Annotated in this window: 19 protein-coding genes; 8 read left to right on the top strand and 11 right to left on the bottom strand. The window is 47.5% G+C overall.

The window, feature by feature from the left end:
* Window positions 1–7: 7 nt before the first annotated feature.
* The 9 genes from ptsN to VV1_RS03330 are packed head-to-tail and all read right to left on the bottom strand — an operon-like array spanning window position 8 to window position 6,560.
* Window positions 8–454 (bottom strand): PTS IIA-like nitrogen regulatory protein PtsN, encoded by a 447-nt coding sequence (gene ptsN, locus VV1_RS03370; protein WP_011078772.1) that lies wholly within the window; start codon window positions 452–454, stop codon window positions 8–10.
* 2 nt (window positions 455–456) lie between these two features.
* Window positions 457–744 (bottom strand): ribosome hibernation promoting factor, encoded by a 288-nt coding sequence (gene hpf / locus VV1_RS03365; RefSeq protein ID WP_011078771.1) that lies wholly within the window; start codon window positions 742–744, stop codon window positions 457–459.
* Between the two features lie 23 nt (window positions 745–767).
* Complete coding sequence (locus tag VV1_RS03360; protein ID WP_011078770.1) at window positions 768–2,231, bottom strand: RNA polymerase factor sigma-54; 1,464 nt, start codon at window positions 2,229–2,231, stop codon at window positions 768–770.
* A 53-nt stretch (window positions 2,232–2,284) separates the two neighbouring features.
* Window positions 2,285–3,010 carry an LPS export ABC transporter ATP-binding protein gene (gene lptB / locus VV1_RS03355; RefSeq protein ID WP_011078769.1) on the bottom strand — a complete coding sequence of 242 codons (726 nt, stop codon included), beginning with the start codon at window positions 3,008–3,010 and terminating at the stop codon, window positions 2,285–2,287.
* Window positions 3,010–3,504 (bottom strand): lipopolysaccharide transport periplasmic protein LptA, encoded by a 495-nt coding sequence (gene lptA / locus VV1_RS03350; RefSeq protein WP_011078768.1) that lies wholly within the window; start codon window positions 3,502–3,504, stop codon window positions 3,010–3,012. The genes lptB and lptA overlap by 1 nt, the downstream gene beginning before the upstream one ends.
* Window positions 3,485–4,048 carry an LPS export ABC transporter periplasmic protein LptC gene (gene lptC / locus VV1_RS03345; protein WP_011078767.1) on the bottom strand — a complete coding sequence of 188 codons (564 nt, stop codon included), beginning with the start codon at window positions 4,046–4,048 and terminating at the stop codon, window positions 3,485–3,487. The genes lptA and lptC overlap by 20 nt, the downstream gene beginning before the upstream one ends.
* The gene (gene kdsC / locus VV1_RS03340) at window positions 4,045–4,602 is read right to left on the bottom strand and encodes a 3-deoxy-manno-octulosonate-8-phosphatase KdsC (RefSeq protein ID WP_011078766.1); all 558 of its coding nucleotides are present in this window, start codon (window positions 4,600–4,602) and stop codon (window positions 4,045–4,047) included. Before kdsC ends, lptC begins: the two co-directional genes overlap by 4 nt.
* Window positions 4,602–5,573 carry an arabinose-5-phosphate isomerase KdsD gene (gene kdsD, locus VV1_RS03335; protein ID WP_011078765.1) on the bottom strand — a complete coding sequence of 324 codons (972 nt, stop codon included), beginning with the start codon at window positions 5,571–5,573 and terminating at the stop codon, window positions 4,602–4,604. Before kdsD ends, kdsC begins: the two co-directional genes overlap by 1 nt.
* Before the next feature lie 21 nt (window positions 5,574–5,594).
* The gene (locus VV1_RS03330; RefSeq protein WP_011078764.1) at window positions 5,595–6,560 is read right to left on the bottom strand and encodes a calcium/sodium antiporter; all 966 of its coding nucleotides are present in this window, start codon (window positions 6,558–6,560) and stop codon (window positions 5,595–5,597) included.
* Window positions 6,561–6,906: 346 nt separating this feature from the next.
* Here VV1_RS03330 and mlaF point away from each other — a divergent pair, with 346 nt between their 5' ends.
* The 8 genes from mlaF (at window position 6,907) to VV1_RS03290 (ending at window position 12,337) form a co-directional block, all read left to right on the top strand.
* A complete protein-coding gene (mlaF, locus tag VV1_RS03325; RefSeq protein WP_011078763.1) occupies window positions 6,907–7,710 on the top strand; it encodes a phospholipid ABC transporter ATP-binding protein MlaF in 804 nt (267 codons plus the stop codon).
* Complete coding sequence (gene mlaE / locus VV1_RS03320; RefSeq protein WP_011078762.1) at window positions 7,703–8,491, top strand: lipid asymmetry maintenance ABC transporter permease subunit MlaE; 789 nt, start codon at window positions 7,703–7,705, stop codon at window positions 8,489–8,491. Before mlaF ends, mlaE begins: the two co-directional genes overlap by 8 nt.
* A 2-nt stretch (window positions 8,492–8,493) precedes the next feature.
* Window positions 8,494–8,982, top strand: coding sequence for an outer membrane lipid asymmetry maintenance protein MlaD (mlaD, locus tag VV1_RS03315; protein ID WP_011078761.1), 489 nt, complete (start codon window positions 8,494–8,496; stop codon window positions 8,980–8,982).
* A gap of 40 nt (window positions 8,983–9,022) precedes the next feature.
* Window positions 9,023–9,622, top strand: a complete 600-nt coding sequence (locus tag VV1_RS03310) for an ABC transporter substrate-binding protein (protein ID WP_395337252.1) — start codon at window positions 9,023–9,025, stop codon at window positions 9,620–9,622.
* Window positions 9,622–9,939, top strand: coding sequence for an STAS domain-containing protein (locus VV1_RS03305; RefSeq protein ID WP_011078759.1), 318 nt, complete (start codon window positions 9,622–9,624; stop codon window positions 9,937–9,939). Before VV1_RS03310 ends, VV1_RS03305 begins: the two co-directional genes overlap by 1 nt.
* Before the next feature lie 3 nt (window positions 9,940–9,942).
* The gene (gene ibaG / locus VV1_RS03300; protein ID WP_011078758.1) at window positions 9,943–10,197 is read left to right on the top strand and encodes a BolA family iron metabolism protein IbaG; all 255 of its coding nucleotides are present in this window, start codon (window positions 9,943–9,945) and stop codon (window positions 10,195–10,197) included.
* 9 nt (window positions 10,198–10,206) lie between these two features.
* The gene (murA, locus tag VV1_RS03295) at window positions 10,207–11,472 is read left to right on the top strand and encodes a UDP-N-acetylglucosamine 1-carboxyvinyltransferase (protein ID WP_011078757.1); all 1,266 of its coding nucleotides are present in this window, start codon (window positions 10,207–10,209) and stop codon (window positions 11,470–11,472) included.
* A 139-nt stretch (window positions 11,473–11,611) separates the two neighbouring features.
* Window positions 11,612–12,337, top strand: a complete 726-nt coding sequence (locus VV1_RS03290) for a 1-acylglycerol-3-phosphate O-acyltransferase (RefSeq protein ID WP_011078756.1) — start codon at window positions 11,612–11,614, stop codon at window positions 12,335–12,337.
* 85 nt (window positions 12,338–12,422) lie between these two features.
* Here the strand turns inward: VV1_RS03290 and VV1_RS03285 are convergent, their stop codons facing one another.
* On the bottom strand, window positions 12,423–12,860 hold the full coding sequence (locus VV1_RS03285) for a universal stress protein (protein ID WP_011078755.1): 438 nt from the start codon (window positions 12,858–12,860) through the stop codon (window positions 12,423–12,425).
* A gap of 78 nt (window positions 12,861–12,938) precedes the next feature.
* On the bottom strand, window positions 12,939–15,518 hold the full coding sequence (locus tag VV1_RS03280) for a TRAP transporter permease (protein ID WP_011078754.1): 2,580 nt from the start codon (window positions 15,516–15,518) through the stop codon (window positions 12,939–12,941).
* Window positions 15,519–15,698: the final 180 nt, after the last annotated feature.

Genomic DNA, 15,698 nt, shown 5'->3' with positions numbered 1-15,698 from the left:
GTTTCCGTTACTGATTGGTCATGATGTCGTACAGTTCTTGATCGCTTTGCGCTGCGCGCAGCAACTTCAGAACTTGCTTGTCGCTGAGGCGCTCTGCCATCGACGAAAGCGTTTTTAGGTGCTCTTTACACTGCTCTTCTGGGACCAATAAAGCAAAAAGGAGATCCACAGGACGGTTATCAATCGAATCAAAATCGATCGGTTCTTCACATTGCAAAAGAACGGCGACAGCTTTGTCTGCGGCGGTCATGCGCGCGTGTGGAATCGCAATACCATTGCCGATACCGGTACTGCCCATTTTCTCGCGGCTAAGCATACATTCAAAGAGTTCGGTGGAATCTTGGCCTGTGTGCTCTGCGACCAAGTTACTGATGATTTCTAGTGCGCGTTTTTTGCTAGAACACTGGACTGCACTTTTGGTGCAGTCCAGAGAAAGTATTGTGCTAAGTTGCATGGTTAATGACTGTGTAGTTTTTCTTTGTGTTTGTTCAACTGGCGAACCAGTTTATCCACCAGCGAATCAATCGCGGCGTACATGTTCTCATCGTCAGAGGAGGCGTGAATTTCACCTTGATTGACGTGGAGCGTAGCTTCCGCGATCTGGTGAATTTTTTCAACTTTAAGTACAACTTGTATGCTATTGATGTGATCAAAAAATCGTTCAAGTTTGTCAAACTTGGTGTGAACATAGTCCTGCATTGAATCGGTAAGATCAACATGATGGCCTTGAATATTGATTTGCATAGACTTTCCTTTTCAGTTGAGGCCTAAAGTAGGCGTTTTCGCTGACTAGATGGGGCAATGCCTAAGGACTCGCGGTACTTAGCTATCGTTCGCCGTGCGACCTGGATTCCTTGGTCTGCCAGTAAGGCAGCAATTTTGCTATCACTCAGTGGTTTCGCACTGTTTTCGGCAGTGACTAACTTCTTAATGAGTGCGCGAATTGCTGTCGATGAACATTCTCCTCCACTATCCGTACTAACATGGCTAGAGAAGAAATATTTCAATTCAAAGATACCTCTAGGCGTGTGCATAAACTTCTGGGTTGTCACGCGTGAGATGGTGGATTCATGCATCTCAACCGCGGTTGCCACATCATTTAGCACCATAGGTTTCATTGCTTCTTCCCCATACTCGAAGAAATCATGTTGATGTTCAACTATGCAACGTGCAACTTTGAGCAGCGTCTCGTTTCTGCTCTCAAGGCTCTTAATTAACCATTTCGCCTCTTGCAAATTGCTGCGAATGTACTGGCTATCGGCGCTGCTGCCTTTGCCTAGTTGCGCATACTGTTGATTTACTTTTAATTTTGGAATGCTGTCTGGATTGATCGCGACACTCCATTTGCCATGCTCTTTAAATACGGAGACATCTGGAATCACGTACTCAGGCTCGATGGCATTGATCTTACTGCCAGGCCTTGGATCAAGTTGCTGGATCAGTTTGAGCGTTTCACGTAGGTCTTCTTCTTTAAGCTTCGCTTCTTTGACGATCAGCTTGTAATCGCGATTGCCTAGCGCATCAATGTGATGGCTCAGGACCATTTTGGCTTCGGCTAGCCAAGGGGTCTCGATAGGAAATGTGGCCAGTTGTAGCAGCAAGCATTCTTGTAGGTTTTGCGACGCGACACCAAGGGGATCGAACTGTTGGATGCGTTTGCGTACGGCTTCCACTTCGTCGAGTTCGATATCGACGCTGTTCAGGCTTTCTAAGATCTCTTCAGGGCTGATAGTGAGGTAGCCAGTGTCGTCGACGGCATCAATGATGGCAAAGGCGATCATGCGGTCAGTATCGCTAAACGGGGTTAAATCCAGTTGCCACTGTAAGTAGTCGTGCAGTGTTTCCGTCGTTTCACCTTGATAGACCGGCATGTCATCGTCGAGTGCGATGCCCGTATTGCCAGAGTTGGCACTGTAAACGTCATCCCAGGTGGTGTCGATTTCCAGTTCGCTACTGATCTCGGATTTTTCAATCACATCAGAGCTGTCGGGAATGTCGATCTCAACAGAAAAATCATCAGAATCGGAACCTTCATTGATCGCTTTCTCTTCGCCATTCAGTTGCGCTTCTTCTTGATGCTCTTCCACTTCCAATAAGGGATTTGATTCCAGCGCTTCTTGGATTTCTTGTTGTAAATCCAAGGTGGACAGCTGCAGCAAACGTATGGCCTGCTGGAGCTGAGGCGTCATGGCTAACTGTTGACCTAGCTTGAGTTGTAATGAAGGTTTCATTCAGTAGTACTTACCTTTTATTCTCGTAATTGGTTCTGTTGTTCTTCATTTAATCATAGTCGGAATTGTTCGCCGAGATAAACTTGTTTTACCTGTTCATTGTTGAGAACTTGTTCAGGTGTTCCTTCCGCAATCAAACGACCTTGGCTAACGATGTAGGCTTTTTCACAGACGTCTAAGGTTTCACGTACGTTGTGGTCGGTAATCAGGACACCTAAGCCTCGATCGCGCAGATGTTCGATAATTTTTTTGATATCAATGACCGAAATAGGGTCAACGCCGGCAAAAGGTTCATCCAATAGAATGAACTGTGGGTTGGCCGCTAACGCTCGGGCAATTTCCACTCGGCGTCGTTCACCACCGGATAATGCCATGCCCGCGCTGTGACGAATGTGCTGAATGTGGAACTCTTCTAATAGGTCTTCCAGTTTGTCCTGACGTTCTTCGCGCGTGAGCTCGTTGCGAGTTTGCAAAACCGCCATGATGTTGTCTTCAACAGAGAGCTTACGGAAAATCGACGCTTCTTGCGGCAAATAACCAATGCCCAATTTAGAGCGGCTATGCATCGGAAGAATACTGATGTCACGATCATCAATCTTAATGGAGCCTTCATCGCGAGGCACCAGTCCTACAATCATGTAAAACGAGGTGGTTTTGCCTGCGCCGTTGGGGCCCAGTAATCCCACGATTTGGCCTGATTCAACCTGCAAGCTAACGTCTGTAACGACTTTGCGTTTTTTATAGCTTTTCGCTAAGTGTTTTGCGCTCAATACCGCCATTAGTTATTCACCTGACTTGGCTGTAAAACGGTGGTGACACGCTCATTTTTAGAGCTATCAGCCATCAGTTTTTGTAAAGCAATTTGGTAGACAATTGACGAACCTTTGATGACGTTGTTGTCTTGCGCAAGCTCCGCTTGACCTTTCATCGTCAACTGATCGTTATCGATGCTGTAATCGAGCTGTTTAGCGCTGCCGCTGAGCGTTTTGCCGTCATCCATCAATTGTGAAAAGGTCGCAGGCTGGCCAAAGGCTTCGATCTTTTTAATCGTATTGCTCTCAGGATCGCGTGTGACGACGATTTTATCGGCATTGATATTGATGCTGCCCTGTTTGAGAGAAACGTCGCCATCAAAGATGACTTGATTACTACGCATATCTAATTGCTGTGAATCGGAATCAATATAAACAGGCTGCTGAGTGTCAGATTTCAACGCATAGGCGTTGCTGGTGGCCAGCATAAGAGCAAAAAGACTAAGGTGTAAGGGTTTCATATCTACCTTGTACATGATTATACAGAGTCGCTGTGTTGGTTTTCAGGTTACCCTTCATCGCTTCTCCGGTGGTTTCAAATTGTGGACCAATCAATAAAACCTGCTGGTCAGCATGAAAATCTCGATTCGACAGATCGATTTCCAGTTTGTCCGTAGACAGCATTTCGAAGCTGGCACCTGGCAACAAGTTTTGCATTCTCACGTGGTCGGAGAGGGTCAAAACTTGTTCTTCATCCAGCACGGCGCGTCGAGCTGTGATTTTCCATTCGATCGTGTCGCCATCGCGGTAGATGACTAAACTCGGATTTTCAAAAACGGTATCGCCACTTTTGGCATAGTGATCCAAATGTGACGAAGAGATCTGATGGCTTCGTATGCCATCAGAGTTATAGCTGATGTTATTGAGTGATTCGCCACTAAACATCGGTAGCTCTAAATTGGGTGCCACTTGTACCGATTGAGCTTCACGTTGGCCATACAAGTAGTAGCAAGACCAACTCACAACGAAAAACAGCAGTAAATAAATCAGCCGAGAAAAACTCATATACTCAGACCTTTGTGAGCGTCTAATTCTCCACGTGCCTGTAAAATGAGATCGCAAACTTCACGCACTGCGCCATGCCCCCCCTTAATGCGGGTAACATAGTTGGCGCGTTGTGCCAGTAATGGATGACCATCTGCAACACAAACTTGTAGTGCGACTTTTTCCATCACAGGCCAGTCGATTAAATCGTCTCCAATATACCCGGTTTGTTCTGGGAGGATGGAGAGTTTGTCACAAATATCGTAGTAGGCGCGGACTTTATCATCCTGACCTTGATAAATGAGTGAAATACCTAATGCCTTCATTCGGTTTTCGACGATCTGTGACTGACGACCTGTAATAATCGCAATTTCAATGCCCGCATTCATGAGTGCTTTGACGCCATAACCGTCTCGGGTGTGGAAGGTTTTCAACTCTTCTCCCTGATTGCCCATATAAATCAGACCGTCAGAAAATACCCCATCCACATCACAAATGAGAAGTTTAATATCGCGGGCAATATCGACGATCGCTTGCTCTACTGGACCGTATAAAGTTTCAACGAATTTCGTCACTACATGACTCCCGCTTTCAATAAATCGTGCATATTTAATGCGCCAACCAGTTTACCATCTTGGCACAACATTAAACCGTTAATTTTCTTTTGTTGCATGAGATTGAGCCCTTCAACCGCGAGCATGCTTGGATTGGCAACCGTTGGGTGTTTGGTCATCACTTCGCCGATCTGTGCGCTGTGGATGTCGACACGCTTATCTAAGATACGACGTAAGTCTCCGTCAGTAAAAATGCCGAGCAACAGATTGTCGTGATCCACAATGGCCGTCATGCCAAGGCCTTTTTGGGAGATCTCCAATAACGCATCACGCACTAAAGCATTCGGAGAGACGCGTGGTAACTGTTCGCCCGTATGCATGATGTCGTTGAGTTTCAATAATAGCTTTCTTCCCAGCGCGCCACCAGGATGGGACAGTGCGAAATCCTCAGCGGTAAAGCCGCGAGCTTGCAGCAGAGCCACCGCAATGGCATCGCCCATCACTAAGGTAGCCGTTGTGCTGGTGGTTGGAGCCAAACCCAGCGGGCACGCTTCTTCAGGAACGGTGATCTGTAAATGGTAATCGGCCAGTTTTGCCATGGTTGAGCTGGGTTTGCCAGTCATGCTGATGATGCGGATACCCAATCGCTTTAACACCGGAAAGAGCGCGAGAATTTCTGAGGATTCACCGGAGTTGGAAATGGCAAGGACGATGTCCCCACGTTCGATCATTCCTAAGTCACCGTGCGAAGCTTCCCCTGGATGGACAAAGAACGAGGAAGTGCCAGTGCTGGCTAACGAGGCGGCGATCTTTTTCCCGATATGGCCTGATTTCCCCATCCCCATAACAACCACTTTTCCAGCGTTATTCAGGATTAATTCGCACGCTTGCTCAAATTGCTCATCAAAATATTGCGATAACTGCTCAAGACCGCGTATTTCCGTGGCTAAAACTTGCTTTGCTACCGCACGATAATCAAAGGACAGGGTCATGTGTACTCCTAGCGAAACAGCTTACGCTGCCATGTTCATTAACAGATAGGCCTGATAACCGATAAAGCAGGTCAGTAGAATACCACCTTCGGTACGACTAATTCTGCGAGATTTGCCCAATGCCATGACAACCAAAAGTAAGGAAATCGCCAGCATTACCCAAAAATCACGTCCCATTGCGTATTCACTAATAAATGATGGGTTGAGAATACCGGGGATCCCCATCACGGCAAGAATATTGAAAACGTTGGATCCGATGATGTTACCGACCGCCATGTCATCTTCACCTTTCAGAGCGCCCGCCAAAGACGCGGCCAGCTCCGGCAAGCTGGTACCCACGGCAATAATGGTTAAACCAATCACCAAATCACTCATGCCAAAGTATTTGGCAATGATGACCGCATTATCCACTAGCATATCGGCCGCGAGTGGTAAAAGGATCAGACCAATGACGATCCACATTGCGGCTTTTGGATTGCTGACGCCTTGAGGAATTTCCGACTCTTGCTCTTCTAAGAAGGCATCTCCGGTTTTTTGTTCACGACGGCTGATTTGCAGCATCGCGACTAGGAATAAGGTAAATAAAACAAACAGCAGCACGCCTTCATAGAAACCAAGGTGACTATCCCAAAGCAGGATGCCAGCCAAGATAGTCACACCAATCATGAGCGGCAACTCACGACGTACTACGGCAGAGTTGATCGACAGTGGGCGAACTAACGCGGTAATACCAAGAATCAGGGCGATGTTGGCGATATTCGAACCTAAAACATTACCCACTGCGGTATCGGTTTTACCGTCAAGTGCAGCGGTGGCTGAAACCATCATTTCTGGTGCGGAGGAGCCCATTGCGAGGATGGTCATACCGATGACCAATGGAGAAATACCGATATTGCGAGCGAGGGCGGCTGAACCAAAAACAAGTTTGTCGGCACTCCAGACTAACAAAATGAGACCAACGATAAGCAGCGCGACGGCTTCGAGCATGATAAGTTCCAGAAAGTAATGATAAGTTGAATGATTAACCGCTAATTTTGACCTTTTGCCGACAAAAATGGAAGCCAAAGTGGTAACAAATTACATCCTCGTAAGCGGTAAAGGCTAATATGTAAGGAAAATGAGAGATGAGCCGATAAGGTGTTATTTTTCGGTAGGATTGATAAAGAGTGCAGAAAGAAAGTCTATTGAATTGAGTGATGGTTCAAAGGAATTAATCGAACACTGCTTTTAATTCTGAAATAATCTGCTTATCATGGCTTGCCGAATTTGTCGCCAATCGACACAATCGCGATGAAAAAACGCAGGGGAATACCTGAGTAAATAAAGAGAGAGTATGTCACACAACGATTTAGTAACGATTCATGGACTGACGTTTTCCCGTGGCCAACGTAAGATTTTCGACAACATCGATTTGCGTATTCCCAAAGGAAAAGTGACGGCCATCATGGGGCCATCTGGAATTGGAAAGACCACATTGCTTCGCCTGATTGGTGGGCAAATCTTGCCGGAAAGTGGTGAGATTTGGTTTGATGGTGTCAATATTCCTAGTTTGTCTCGCTCTAAGCTTTATCACGCCAGAAAAAAAATGAGCATGCTGTTTCAATCCGGCGCGCTGTTTACTGATCTCAATGTCTTCGATAACGTCGCCTTTCCTTTACGTGAACACACTCAACTGAGTGACTCACTCATTCGCACTTTAGTGTTATTGAAGCTTGAAGCGGTTGGCCTGAGAGGGGCTGCTGAACTGATGCCAAGTGAGTTATCCGGCGGCATGGCTCGTCGAGCTGCCCTAGCAAGAGCCATTGCGCTCGACCCAGAACTGATCATGTATGACGAACCCTTTGTTGGCCAGGATCCGATCACCATGGGGGTGCTGGTTGAGTTGATTCGTAATTTGAACAGTGCCTTAGGGGTCACGGCCGTTGTCGTTTCTCATGATGTTCCGGAGGTGATGAGCATTGCCGATTGGGTGTATCTGCTGGCGGATGGCAAAGTGATCGCGAAAGGCACACCAGAGGAATTGCGTAACAACAGCGATCCTCGTGTTCAACAATTTTTATTGGGTGAAGCGGATGGTCCTGTGCCGTTTCGTTTTCCCGCGCAACCAATAGAAAAGGATTTATTTCACGATGCCTAACTTAGTCGACATGATTTCAGCGCTCGGGCGTCGCTTCCTTAGCTTATGTCAATCATTTGGTAAGGCGAGCTTAATGCTTGCCGGTGCACTTGCGGGGAGACCACAACCGCGAAAAACGCTGCCACTATTGGTAAAGCAAATCTATAACGTGGGGGTGCAGTCTTTAGCCATCATCGTGGTCTCTGGACTCTTCATTGGTATGGTGTTGAGTCTACAAGGCTACGTGATTTTGGTGGATTACGGCGCAGAAGGCAGCCTAGGGCAAATGGTCGCGCTGTCGTTATTGCGTGAGCTAGGGCCAGTTGTGACGGCTTTGTTGTTTGCTGGGCGAGCGGGCTCTGCGCTCACGGCTGAAATTGGCCTGATGAAAGCGACAGAGCAACTTTCTAGTATGGAAATGATGGCGGTTGACCCCCTAAAAAGAATCATAGCGCCAAGATTGTGGGCAGGCATTATCTCGATGCCGCTGTTGGCGATGATCTTCATGGCCGTGGGTATTTGGGGCGGCCAATTGGTGGGTGTTGACTGGAAAGGCATCGACCACGGCAGTTTTTGGTCAGCCATGCAAGCTTCGGTGGAGTTAGGGCAAGATATTGGTAACAGCATGATCAAATGCGTGGTCTTTGCCATTACCGTGACTTGGATTGCGCTCTTTAATGGTTACGATGCTATTCCTACTTCGGAAGGCATCAGTCGTGCGACGACTCGCACGGTGGTTCACTCTTCTTTAGCGGTGTTGGGGCTGGATTTTGTCCTCACTGCGTTGATGTTTGGGAATTAAACATGCAACAAACACGTAAAACAGAATTATGGGTTGGCAGCTTTGTCTTGGCGGGAATTTGCGCAATTCTGGTCATGATTTTTCAAGTCGCTGACGTAAAGGGGCTAGGCTCGGGCAATACTTACACGCTCAAAGCACAGTTTGACAACATCGGTAGTCTCAAAGTGCGCTCGCCTGTGAAGGTGGGAGGGGTGGTGATTGGACGCGTATCCGACATTTCGTTGAATCCTGAAACTTTGGTGCCTGTCGTATCGCTGTCGATCAACAGTCTCTACAACCAGTTTCCGGAAACCTCGAGTGTGCAGATACTAACATCCGGCTTGATTGGTGAGCAGTATATTGGCTTAGTGCCAGGATTCGTTTTTGAAGACGAGCAGATGCTTAAAGATGGTGACTTTATTGAAGACACCAAATCGGCATTGGTATTGGAAGATTTGATTGGCCAAGTGCTGTATAGCGTCGGCAACAAAGATGAAACTAAGAAGGACTAATTCGATGAAACGATTCTTTTTGACCTGTCTCTCGCTGTTGATGTCGCTTAATGTATTGGCGAGCACGGCAGTGGACAAAGCCGAGCCGTATCAAATGATGAAGCAGGTTTCAGAGCAGGCTTTTGCGCGTTTAAAGGCAGAGCAACCTAAAATTCAGCAAGATCCGGACTACCTCAAAGTGGTGGTAGAAGAAGAGCTGATGCCATACGTGAATGAAAAGTACGCGGCACTTAAGTTATTGGGTACAAATCTAAAAGGGTCAAAGCGTGAAGACGTCACCGCGTTTATTGACGCGTTTCGCGCGTACTTAGTGAGCTCTTATGCGCAGGTATTGACGCAATACACGGATCAGAAAATTCTCTTTGGCCCGGAACCTAAGGTAGAAGACGGCCAGCGCATCACCAGTGTGAAAGTTGATATCATTGATACCCCCCGTCCAAACATTAAGCTAGAGTTCAAATTGCGTCGTGAGAATAACGGCGATTGGCTGGCTTTTGATATGGTTGCCGAAGGGATCAGCTTACTCTCCAGCAAGCAGTCGGAGTGGAATGGTAAAATTCGCCAAGATGGTATTCTTGCCGTCGCCAACGAACTGGAAGCATTAGCGAAACAACCGATTCGTTTTGAGGCAAAAAACTGATGTCACACCCGCAATGGCAGCAATCGACAGACGAGAAAGTCAGCTTAAGTGGTAATTTGGATCGTGAACAGGTGCCATCACTGTGGCGTTTTGCTCAGACTTGGAAGCCAAGAAATAGTCAGGTGGAATTCTCACTAAAAACCGTACAACGGGTGGATTCTGCCGGAATGGTGATGCTAATTCACTTATTAGAGCATGCAAAAAAGCAAAACTGTCATATAATGCTGAGTTTTGTGCCAGCGCAACTGCGCACACTGTTTCAGTTAAGCAACGTTGAAGCCGTGGTTGCCAAACATATTCAAAGTTATCAGGGGTAAATTGTGGATAGCGCAAAAGTACAACAGTTACTAGAAGAAGCACTCAACCTTGAAGAGTTGCATGTAAAAGGTGAAGGTAGCCACTATGAAGTGGTCGCTGTTGATGCTTGTTTCGAAGGAATGAGCCGCGTTAAGAAGCAACAGCTGATCTACAAACCACTCATGGACTACATCCAACGCAATGATATTCATGCCTTGTCGATCAAAGCATACACGCCTGCCGAATGGGCACGTGACAAGAAACTGATGTCTCTTTAAGGTTTTATAATGGAAAAGTTCCGTGTAATTGGGTCGACTCAGCCATTGGTGGGTGAGGTGACTATTTCAGGTGCCAAAAACGCTGCACTGCCGATTTTATTTGCGTCGATTCTGGCTGAAGAGCCAGTTGAAGTGGCCAATGTGCCGCATCTTCGAGATATTGATACCACCATGGAGCTGCTAAAGCGCCTTGGTGCCAAAGTGGAACGCAATGGTTCCGTTCATGTTGACCCTAGCTCTATCGATGAATATTGCGCGCCTTATGATTTGGTGAAAACCATGCGTGCATCGATCTGGGCATTAGGGCCGCTTGTTGCTCGTTTCGGTCAAGGACAAGTGTCTCTGCCGGGGGGTTGTGCGATCGGTGCTCGTCCCGTGGATTTACACATCACTGGCCTTGAGCAACTAGGTGCCACCATCACATTAGAAGATGGTTACGTTAAAGCGCATGTCGACGGCCGTTTACAAGGCGCACACATTGTCATGGACAAAGTGAGCGTAGGTGCCACGATCACCATCATGTGTGCAGCCACACTTGCCGAAGGCACGACGGTTTTAGATAACGCAGCGCGTGAGCCAGAAATTGTCGATACTGCGAAATTCCTCAACACGCTTGGGGCTAAAATCAGCGGTGCAGGCACTGACACCATCACCATTGAGGGCGTTGAACGTCTAGGTGGTGGTAAGCATGCCGTGGTGGCAGACCGCATCGAAACGGGGACTTTCCTTGTTGCTGCAGCGGTGTCTGGCGGTAAAGTCGTTTGCCACAATACGCAAGCGCATTTACTTGAAGCCGTGTTGGCGAAGTTGGAAGAAGCGGGCGCCTTGGTTGAAACTGGTGAAGATTGGATTTCTGTCGATATGACAGGTCGAGAGCTCAAAGCGGTCAATATCCGCACGGCGCCTCACCCGGGTTTCCCGACCGATATGCAAGCACAGTTTACCTTGCTGAATATGATGGCGAAAGGCGGTGGTGTGATCACTGAAACCATCTTTGAAAACCGTTTCATGCATGTTCCAGAGCTAAAACGTATGGGTGCAAAAGCGGAGATTGAAGGTAACACTGTCATCTGTGGTGACGTGGAGCGTTTGAGCGCAGCACAAGTTATGGCGACCGATCTACGAGCGTCAGCCAGCTTAGTGATTGCAGGTTGTATCGCTAAGGGTGAAACCATCGTTGATCGCATTTACCACATTGACCGTGGCTACGACAAAATCGAGAACAAGCTTAATGCACTGGGTGCAAAGATTGAGCGTTTTCGTGAGTCAAACTAAACTACGTTGATACCAATATAGCCGAAACACAGGTTTCGGCTTTTTTATATTTTAGAAGCTGTTTTTGTCAGAGAAGTAGAGCGTGGCTTTCAATATCTTGGGAGTGCAATGCCTATCTGAATGAATACCGGAGTTATAAATGATTGCTCTAGTGCGTTTGTTAGCAACGGCGTTGTTTGCTGTTGTGATGTTCGTCTTTGGTTGTGGCTACTGTTTACTTAGCCCTAGAAACCCTAAGCATGTGTTCACCTTTGGCCGTCTGTTTGCCAAAATGTCGCGTGTATTTGGCATTAAGCTGGAACTGCGTCTTCCTGAAGATGCCTACCAACGTGGCCAACATATCTACATTGCCAACCACCAAAATAACTGGGACCTCTTTACCGTTTCTGCGGCAGTGACACCCAAAGTTGTCACGGTAGGCAAAAAGAGCCTAGCGTGGTTACCGCTGTTTGGACAGCTTTACTGGCTGACGGGTAACATCTTGATTGACCGTGCGAATAAGACCAAAGCCAAAGGGACGATTGATCAGGTAGTGGCAAGCATGAAAGCAAGTGAAGTTTCGGTATGGATGTTTCCTGAAGGCACACGCTCACGCGGTCGTGGTCTCATGCCTTTCAAAACGGGCGCTTTTCACGCTGCGATTGGCGCTGGCGTACCGATTATCCCGATCGTATGTAGTTCAACAGATCAACTGAAATTGAATCGTTGGAATAATGGCCACGTGATTGTCGAAATGTTGGATCCCATTAGCACCGAAGGTTATGGCAAAGAGCATATTCGCGAGCTTGCAGAAATCTGTCGCGCAAAGATGAAAGCCAAATTAGAAAGTTTGGATGAAGAAGTGAAGTTACGTAATCAGCAATGATTCACTTAAAAATCGATGATTAAAATAAAAAGGATGTCATATGACATCCTTTTTTTGTTCCGGCTTAACTGAGTAAAATTCGGGACTAAGCTTGCGGTTTGACCACCAATACGTTAATGGGTGAGTTCTCAACCACTTTACTGGCAACAGAACCGAGCACCACTTTATCGATTTTTGAACGTTTGTGGCTTGGCATGATAATCAAATCCGCCCCCAGCTTTTCTGCGTACTCTAAGATAGTAGCGTAAGGTTTGCCTTCGGCAACATGGACTTTGTAGACAATTTCATCGGCAATGTGTTGATCCGCAAAGTTCTTAAGTTGTTGCACCACATCTTGCTTCATTTTCTGTGCCGCATCTTTAGGGAAGTAGCTCGCCACCATCGACATGTGAATGCCGGGCAATACGTTGAGCAAATGTAATTGAGCATTGGCTTGGCGCGCGTGCCACACCGCGAGCTCAACGGCTCTATCTGAAAAACCTTTATCGTTCAGATCGACGGGAACAAGAATCTGTTTGTACATGGTATGATCTCTATTGTTGTTATTTCAGCATACTGTTTTGAGATAAATATAGCCCCGATTTCACGGGGCTATTGATGTTTACGCTTGAATGAGTTGAGATCGAATTCGGCGTTTCTGATTTGCTGCCATGAAAATAAGGATCAGCAAACAAGGGACAAACACCCATTCTTTCATTGGTCGATCTGCTTCTTCTACCACCCATTTGATTTCCCAATCGAAATCGATACCGGATGCTTCAGCAGGGCTGTCAAATTCAACCATATCAACCAGCATCTTGCCTTGATCTTCAACGAGGGAAAGCCCCATCGACTGAAGACGTTCAAGTGCGGTTGTCGCATTATCATCAAAAGGTAAACGGACCGTCTTTTCAGTGAAATCACCTTCTAGATTGGTACCAGCTACACGAAGCTCCAGTGATTGTCCTACATCTAGCTTCTGAGTGATTTGCTCTATCTCAATACCTGGTGAAAGAACTTTGGCTGGGTAAATCATGTCCCACCAGAAGCCTGGACGGAAGAACGAGAACGTAAGTATGAGCAGTAACAGCGTTTCCCACCATTTGTTTTTGGTGAACCACCAGCCTTGTGTGGCCGCGGAGAAGATCAGCATGGCGATAATCGAGGAGAGTATCGTTAACAGCAAGTGCCACCAGGTATCAATGCCCATCAACAAGAGCTGAGTATTGAAGACAAACATGAATGGCAAGATAGCGGTACGAATGTCGTAGGCAAACCCTTGGATACCAGTGCGGATTGGGTCGGATTTCGCAATCGCAGCCGCAGCAAACGCAGCTAAGCCAACTGGAGGGGTATCATCGGCCAAAATACCAAAATAGAACACAAACAGGTGGACGGCGATAAGTGGAATGATCAAGCCGTGCTGAGCGCCTAGCGTGACGATCACTGGCGCCATCAAGGTCGACACCACAATGTAGTTCGCGGTTGTAGGGAGTCCCATACCAAGGATCAAGCTGATCACTGCGGTGAAGATCAGCATCATGATCACGCTGCCGCCGGAAATGAACTCAACAAAATCGGTCATGACCAAACCGATCCCGGTTAGGGTCACCACGCCGACAACGGTACCCGCAGCGGCGGTTGCGACACCGATGCCAATCATATTGCGAGCGCCCGATACTAAGCTCTCTAACAGATCGGTCCAACCAGCCTTGGTTTGCTGTGCAATGTCGCCACTCTTGTTCATCAACGCCATCAAAGGACGTTGAGTGAGAAGAATAAAGATCATGAACACCGTCGCCCAAAACGCTGAAAGGCCAGGAGAAAAGCGTTCAACGGTGAGACACCAAACAAGTACAACAATCGGAAGCAGGAAGTGCAAACCCGATTTGATCGTCGGTCCTGGGTCGGGCACTTCGGTCAGTTCTGCATCGATTTCCAAGGCGCCATCTTGCGCATGATTGGCGGAAATTTTGACTAAGCCCACATAGGCAACCAGTAAGGCAATGGTCACCATTGGTGTCGCGGCATCGCCAAAGACATCCTTGGTCCAACCGATGCCGTAGTAAACCACCGCACTGACGACACACAATCCTAAAATCGTACCTGTAAAGGAGAGCAAGCTTTGCACTAACGTTGGGTTATGGCGGCGAGGTAAGCCTGTCATACCTGCTTTACACGCTTCTAAGTGAACAATATAAATCAGCGCAATATAAGAAATTAAGGCCGGCAGAATGGCCGCTTTAATGACTTCAACGTAAGAAATACCAACGTATTCCACCATCAAGAAAGCTGCAGCCCCCATGATCGGCGGCGTTAATTGCCCATTGGTTGATGCTGCCACCTCGACGGCGCCAGCCTTTGTTCCTGGGAATCCAACCCGCTTCATTAAGGGAATCGTAAAGGTACCCGTGGTGACCACGTTGGCGATGGAAGAACCAGAAACAAGCCCTGATAAACCGGAGGCTACCACGGCCGCTTTGGCCGGCCCACCACGCATATGGCCGAGCAATGAGAAGGCCACTTTAATAAAGTATGCCCCCGCACCTGCGCGTTCCAGCATGGCACCAAAGAGTACAAACAAGAACACAAACGAGGTGGATACGCCAAGAGCAACGCCGAACACGCCTTCCGTGGTCAACCATAAATGGGACATCGCTTTGTTGATGCTTGCCCCTTTATGGGCAATGACATCCGGCATGTAGGGACCGGCAAAGGTATAAAAGAGAAAAAGAGCGGCCACGAGCATTAAAGGAGGGCCCAACGCTCTACGAGTGGCTTCAAGCAACAGCACCATGCCAGTGACTGCTACCACAACATCCATCGTCGTTGGAGCGCCTGAACGGCCAGCAAGCTCGGTGTAGAAGATGTAGATGTAGGAAGCAGAGAAACTGCCGAGTAAAGCCAATACCCAATCGAGGGCAGGGATGTGCTCTCTAGGTGAGCTTTTCAGTGCAGGGTAAGCAGTGAAAGCAAGAAAGATAGCAAAGGTTAAATGTACAGCTCGTGCCTGCGTGTCATTAAGAACGGCGAAATCGAAAATAAACGGCAGCGGTGAAGCGTACCATAATTGAAACAATGACCAGCAAAGAGGAACAAACCAAAGGATTCGTCCCTGTAACCCTGCCGGGTTACGTGCGCCAGTATCGGCTTGAGCCACCATTTCTTGCACATCTTGTGACGGAGTGGTATTCGTCGTCATGTACGTTTCCTTGTTATTGATGGTCTAGTTGATGCTGTCACCCTTCCAATTCTGAAGTCGGAGAGGGCAGTGAACTCAATGCTGTCTGAATTAATGAGATTGTAACGGCAAATCAGACAACAGAATGATTGAAGTCGGGATCAGGATTGAATCGCAGGCAGGAAGATGGCCTTCCTGCCT

The sequence above is a fragment of the Vibrio vulnificus CMCP6 genome (genome assembly GCF_000039765.1).
In the GTDB taxonomy this organism is placed as follows: domain Bacteria; phylum Pseudomonadota; class Gammaproteobacteria; order Enterobacterales; family Vibrionaceae; genus Vibrio; species Vibrio vulnificus_B.
Note: the sequence above shows the minus strand (reverse complement) of the source record. Positions and strands in the feature narration are given on the sequence as shown.

Coding starts and splice junctions, on each gene's coding strand:
- murA (WP_011078757.1), top strand. CDS start 10,207: ATGGAAAAGTTCCGTGTAATTGGGTCGACTCAGCCATTGGTGGGTGAG.
- ptsN (WP_011078772.1), bottom strand. CDS start 454: ATGCAACTTAGCACAATACTTTCTCTGGACTGCACCAAAAGTGCAGTC.
- mlaE (WP_011078762.1), top strand. CDS start 7,703: ATGCCTAACTTAGTCGACATGATTTCAGCGCTCGGGCGTCGCTTCCTT.
- VV1_RS03360 (WP_011078770.1), bottom strand. CDS start 2,231: ATGAAACCTTCATTACAACTCAAGCTAGGTCAACAGTTAGCCATGACG.
- lptC (WP_011078767.1), bottom strand. CDS start 4,048: ATGAGTTTTTCTCGGCTGATTTATTTACTGCTGTTTTTCGTTGTGAGT.
- VV1_RS03280 (WP_011078754.1), bottom strand. CDS start 15,518: ATGACGACGAATACCACTCCGTCACAAGATGTGCAAGAAATGGTGGCT.
- lptA (WP_011078768.1), bottom strand. CDS start 3,504: ATGAAACCCTTACACCTTAGTCTTTTTGCTCTTATGCTGGCCACCAGC.
- VV1_RS03330 (WP_011078764.1), bottom strand. CDS start 6,560: ATGCTCGAAGCCGTCGCGCTGCTTATCGTTGGTCTCATTTTGTTAGTC.
- lptB (WP_011078769.1), bottom strand. CDS start 3,010: ATGGCGGTATTGAGCGCAAAACACTTAGCGAAAAGCTATAAAAAACGC.
- VV1_RS03305 (WP_011078759.1), top strand. CDS start 9,622: ATGTCACACCCGCAATGGCAGCAATCGACAGACGAGAAAGTCAGCTTA.
- VV1_RS03290 (WP_011078756.1), top strand. CDS start 11,612: ATGATTGCTCTAGTGCGTTTGTTAGCAACGGCGTTGTTTGCTGTTGTG.
- kdsD (WP_011078765.1), bottom strand. CDS start 5,573: ATGACCCTGTCCTTTGATTATCGTGCGGTAGCAAAGCAAGTTTTAGCC.
- mlaD (WP_011078761.1), top strand. CDS start 8,494: ATGCAACAAACACGTAAAACAGAATTATGGGTTGGCAGCTTTGTCTTG.
- hpf (WP_011078771.1), bottom strand. CDS start 744: ATGCAAATCAATATTCAAGGCCATCATGTTGATCTTACCGATTCAATG.
- mlaF (WP_011078763.1), top strand. CDS start 6,907: ATGTCACACAACGATTTAGTAACGATTCATGGACTGACGTTTTCCCGT.
- VV1_RS03285 (WP_011078755.1), bottom strand. CDS start 12,860: ATGTACAAACAGATTCTTGTTCCCGTCGATCTGAACGATAAAGGTTTT.
- VV1_RS03310 (WP_395337252.1), top strand. CDS start 9,023: ATGTCGCTTAATGTATTGGCGAGCACGGCAGTGGACAAAGCCGAGCCG.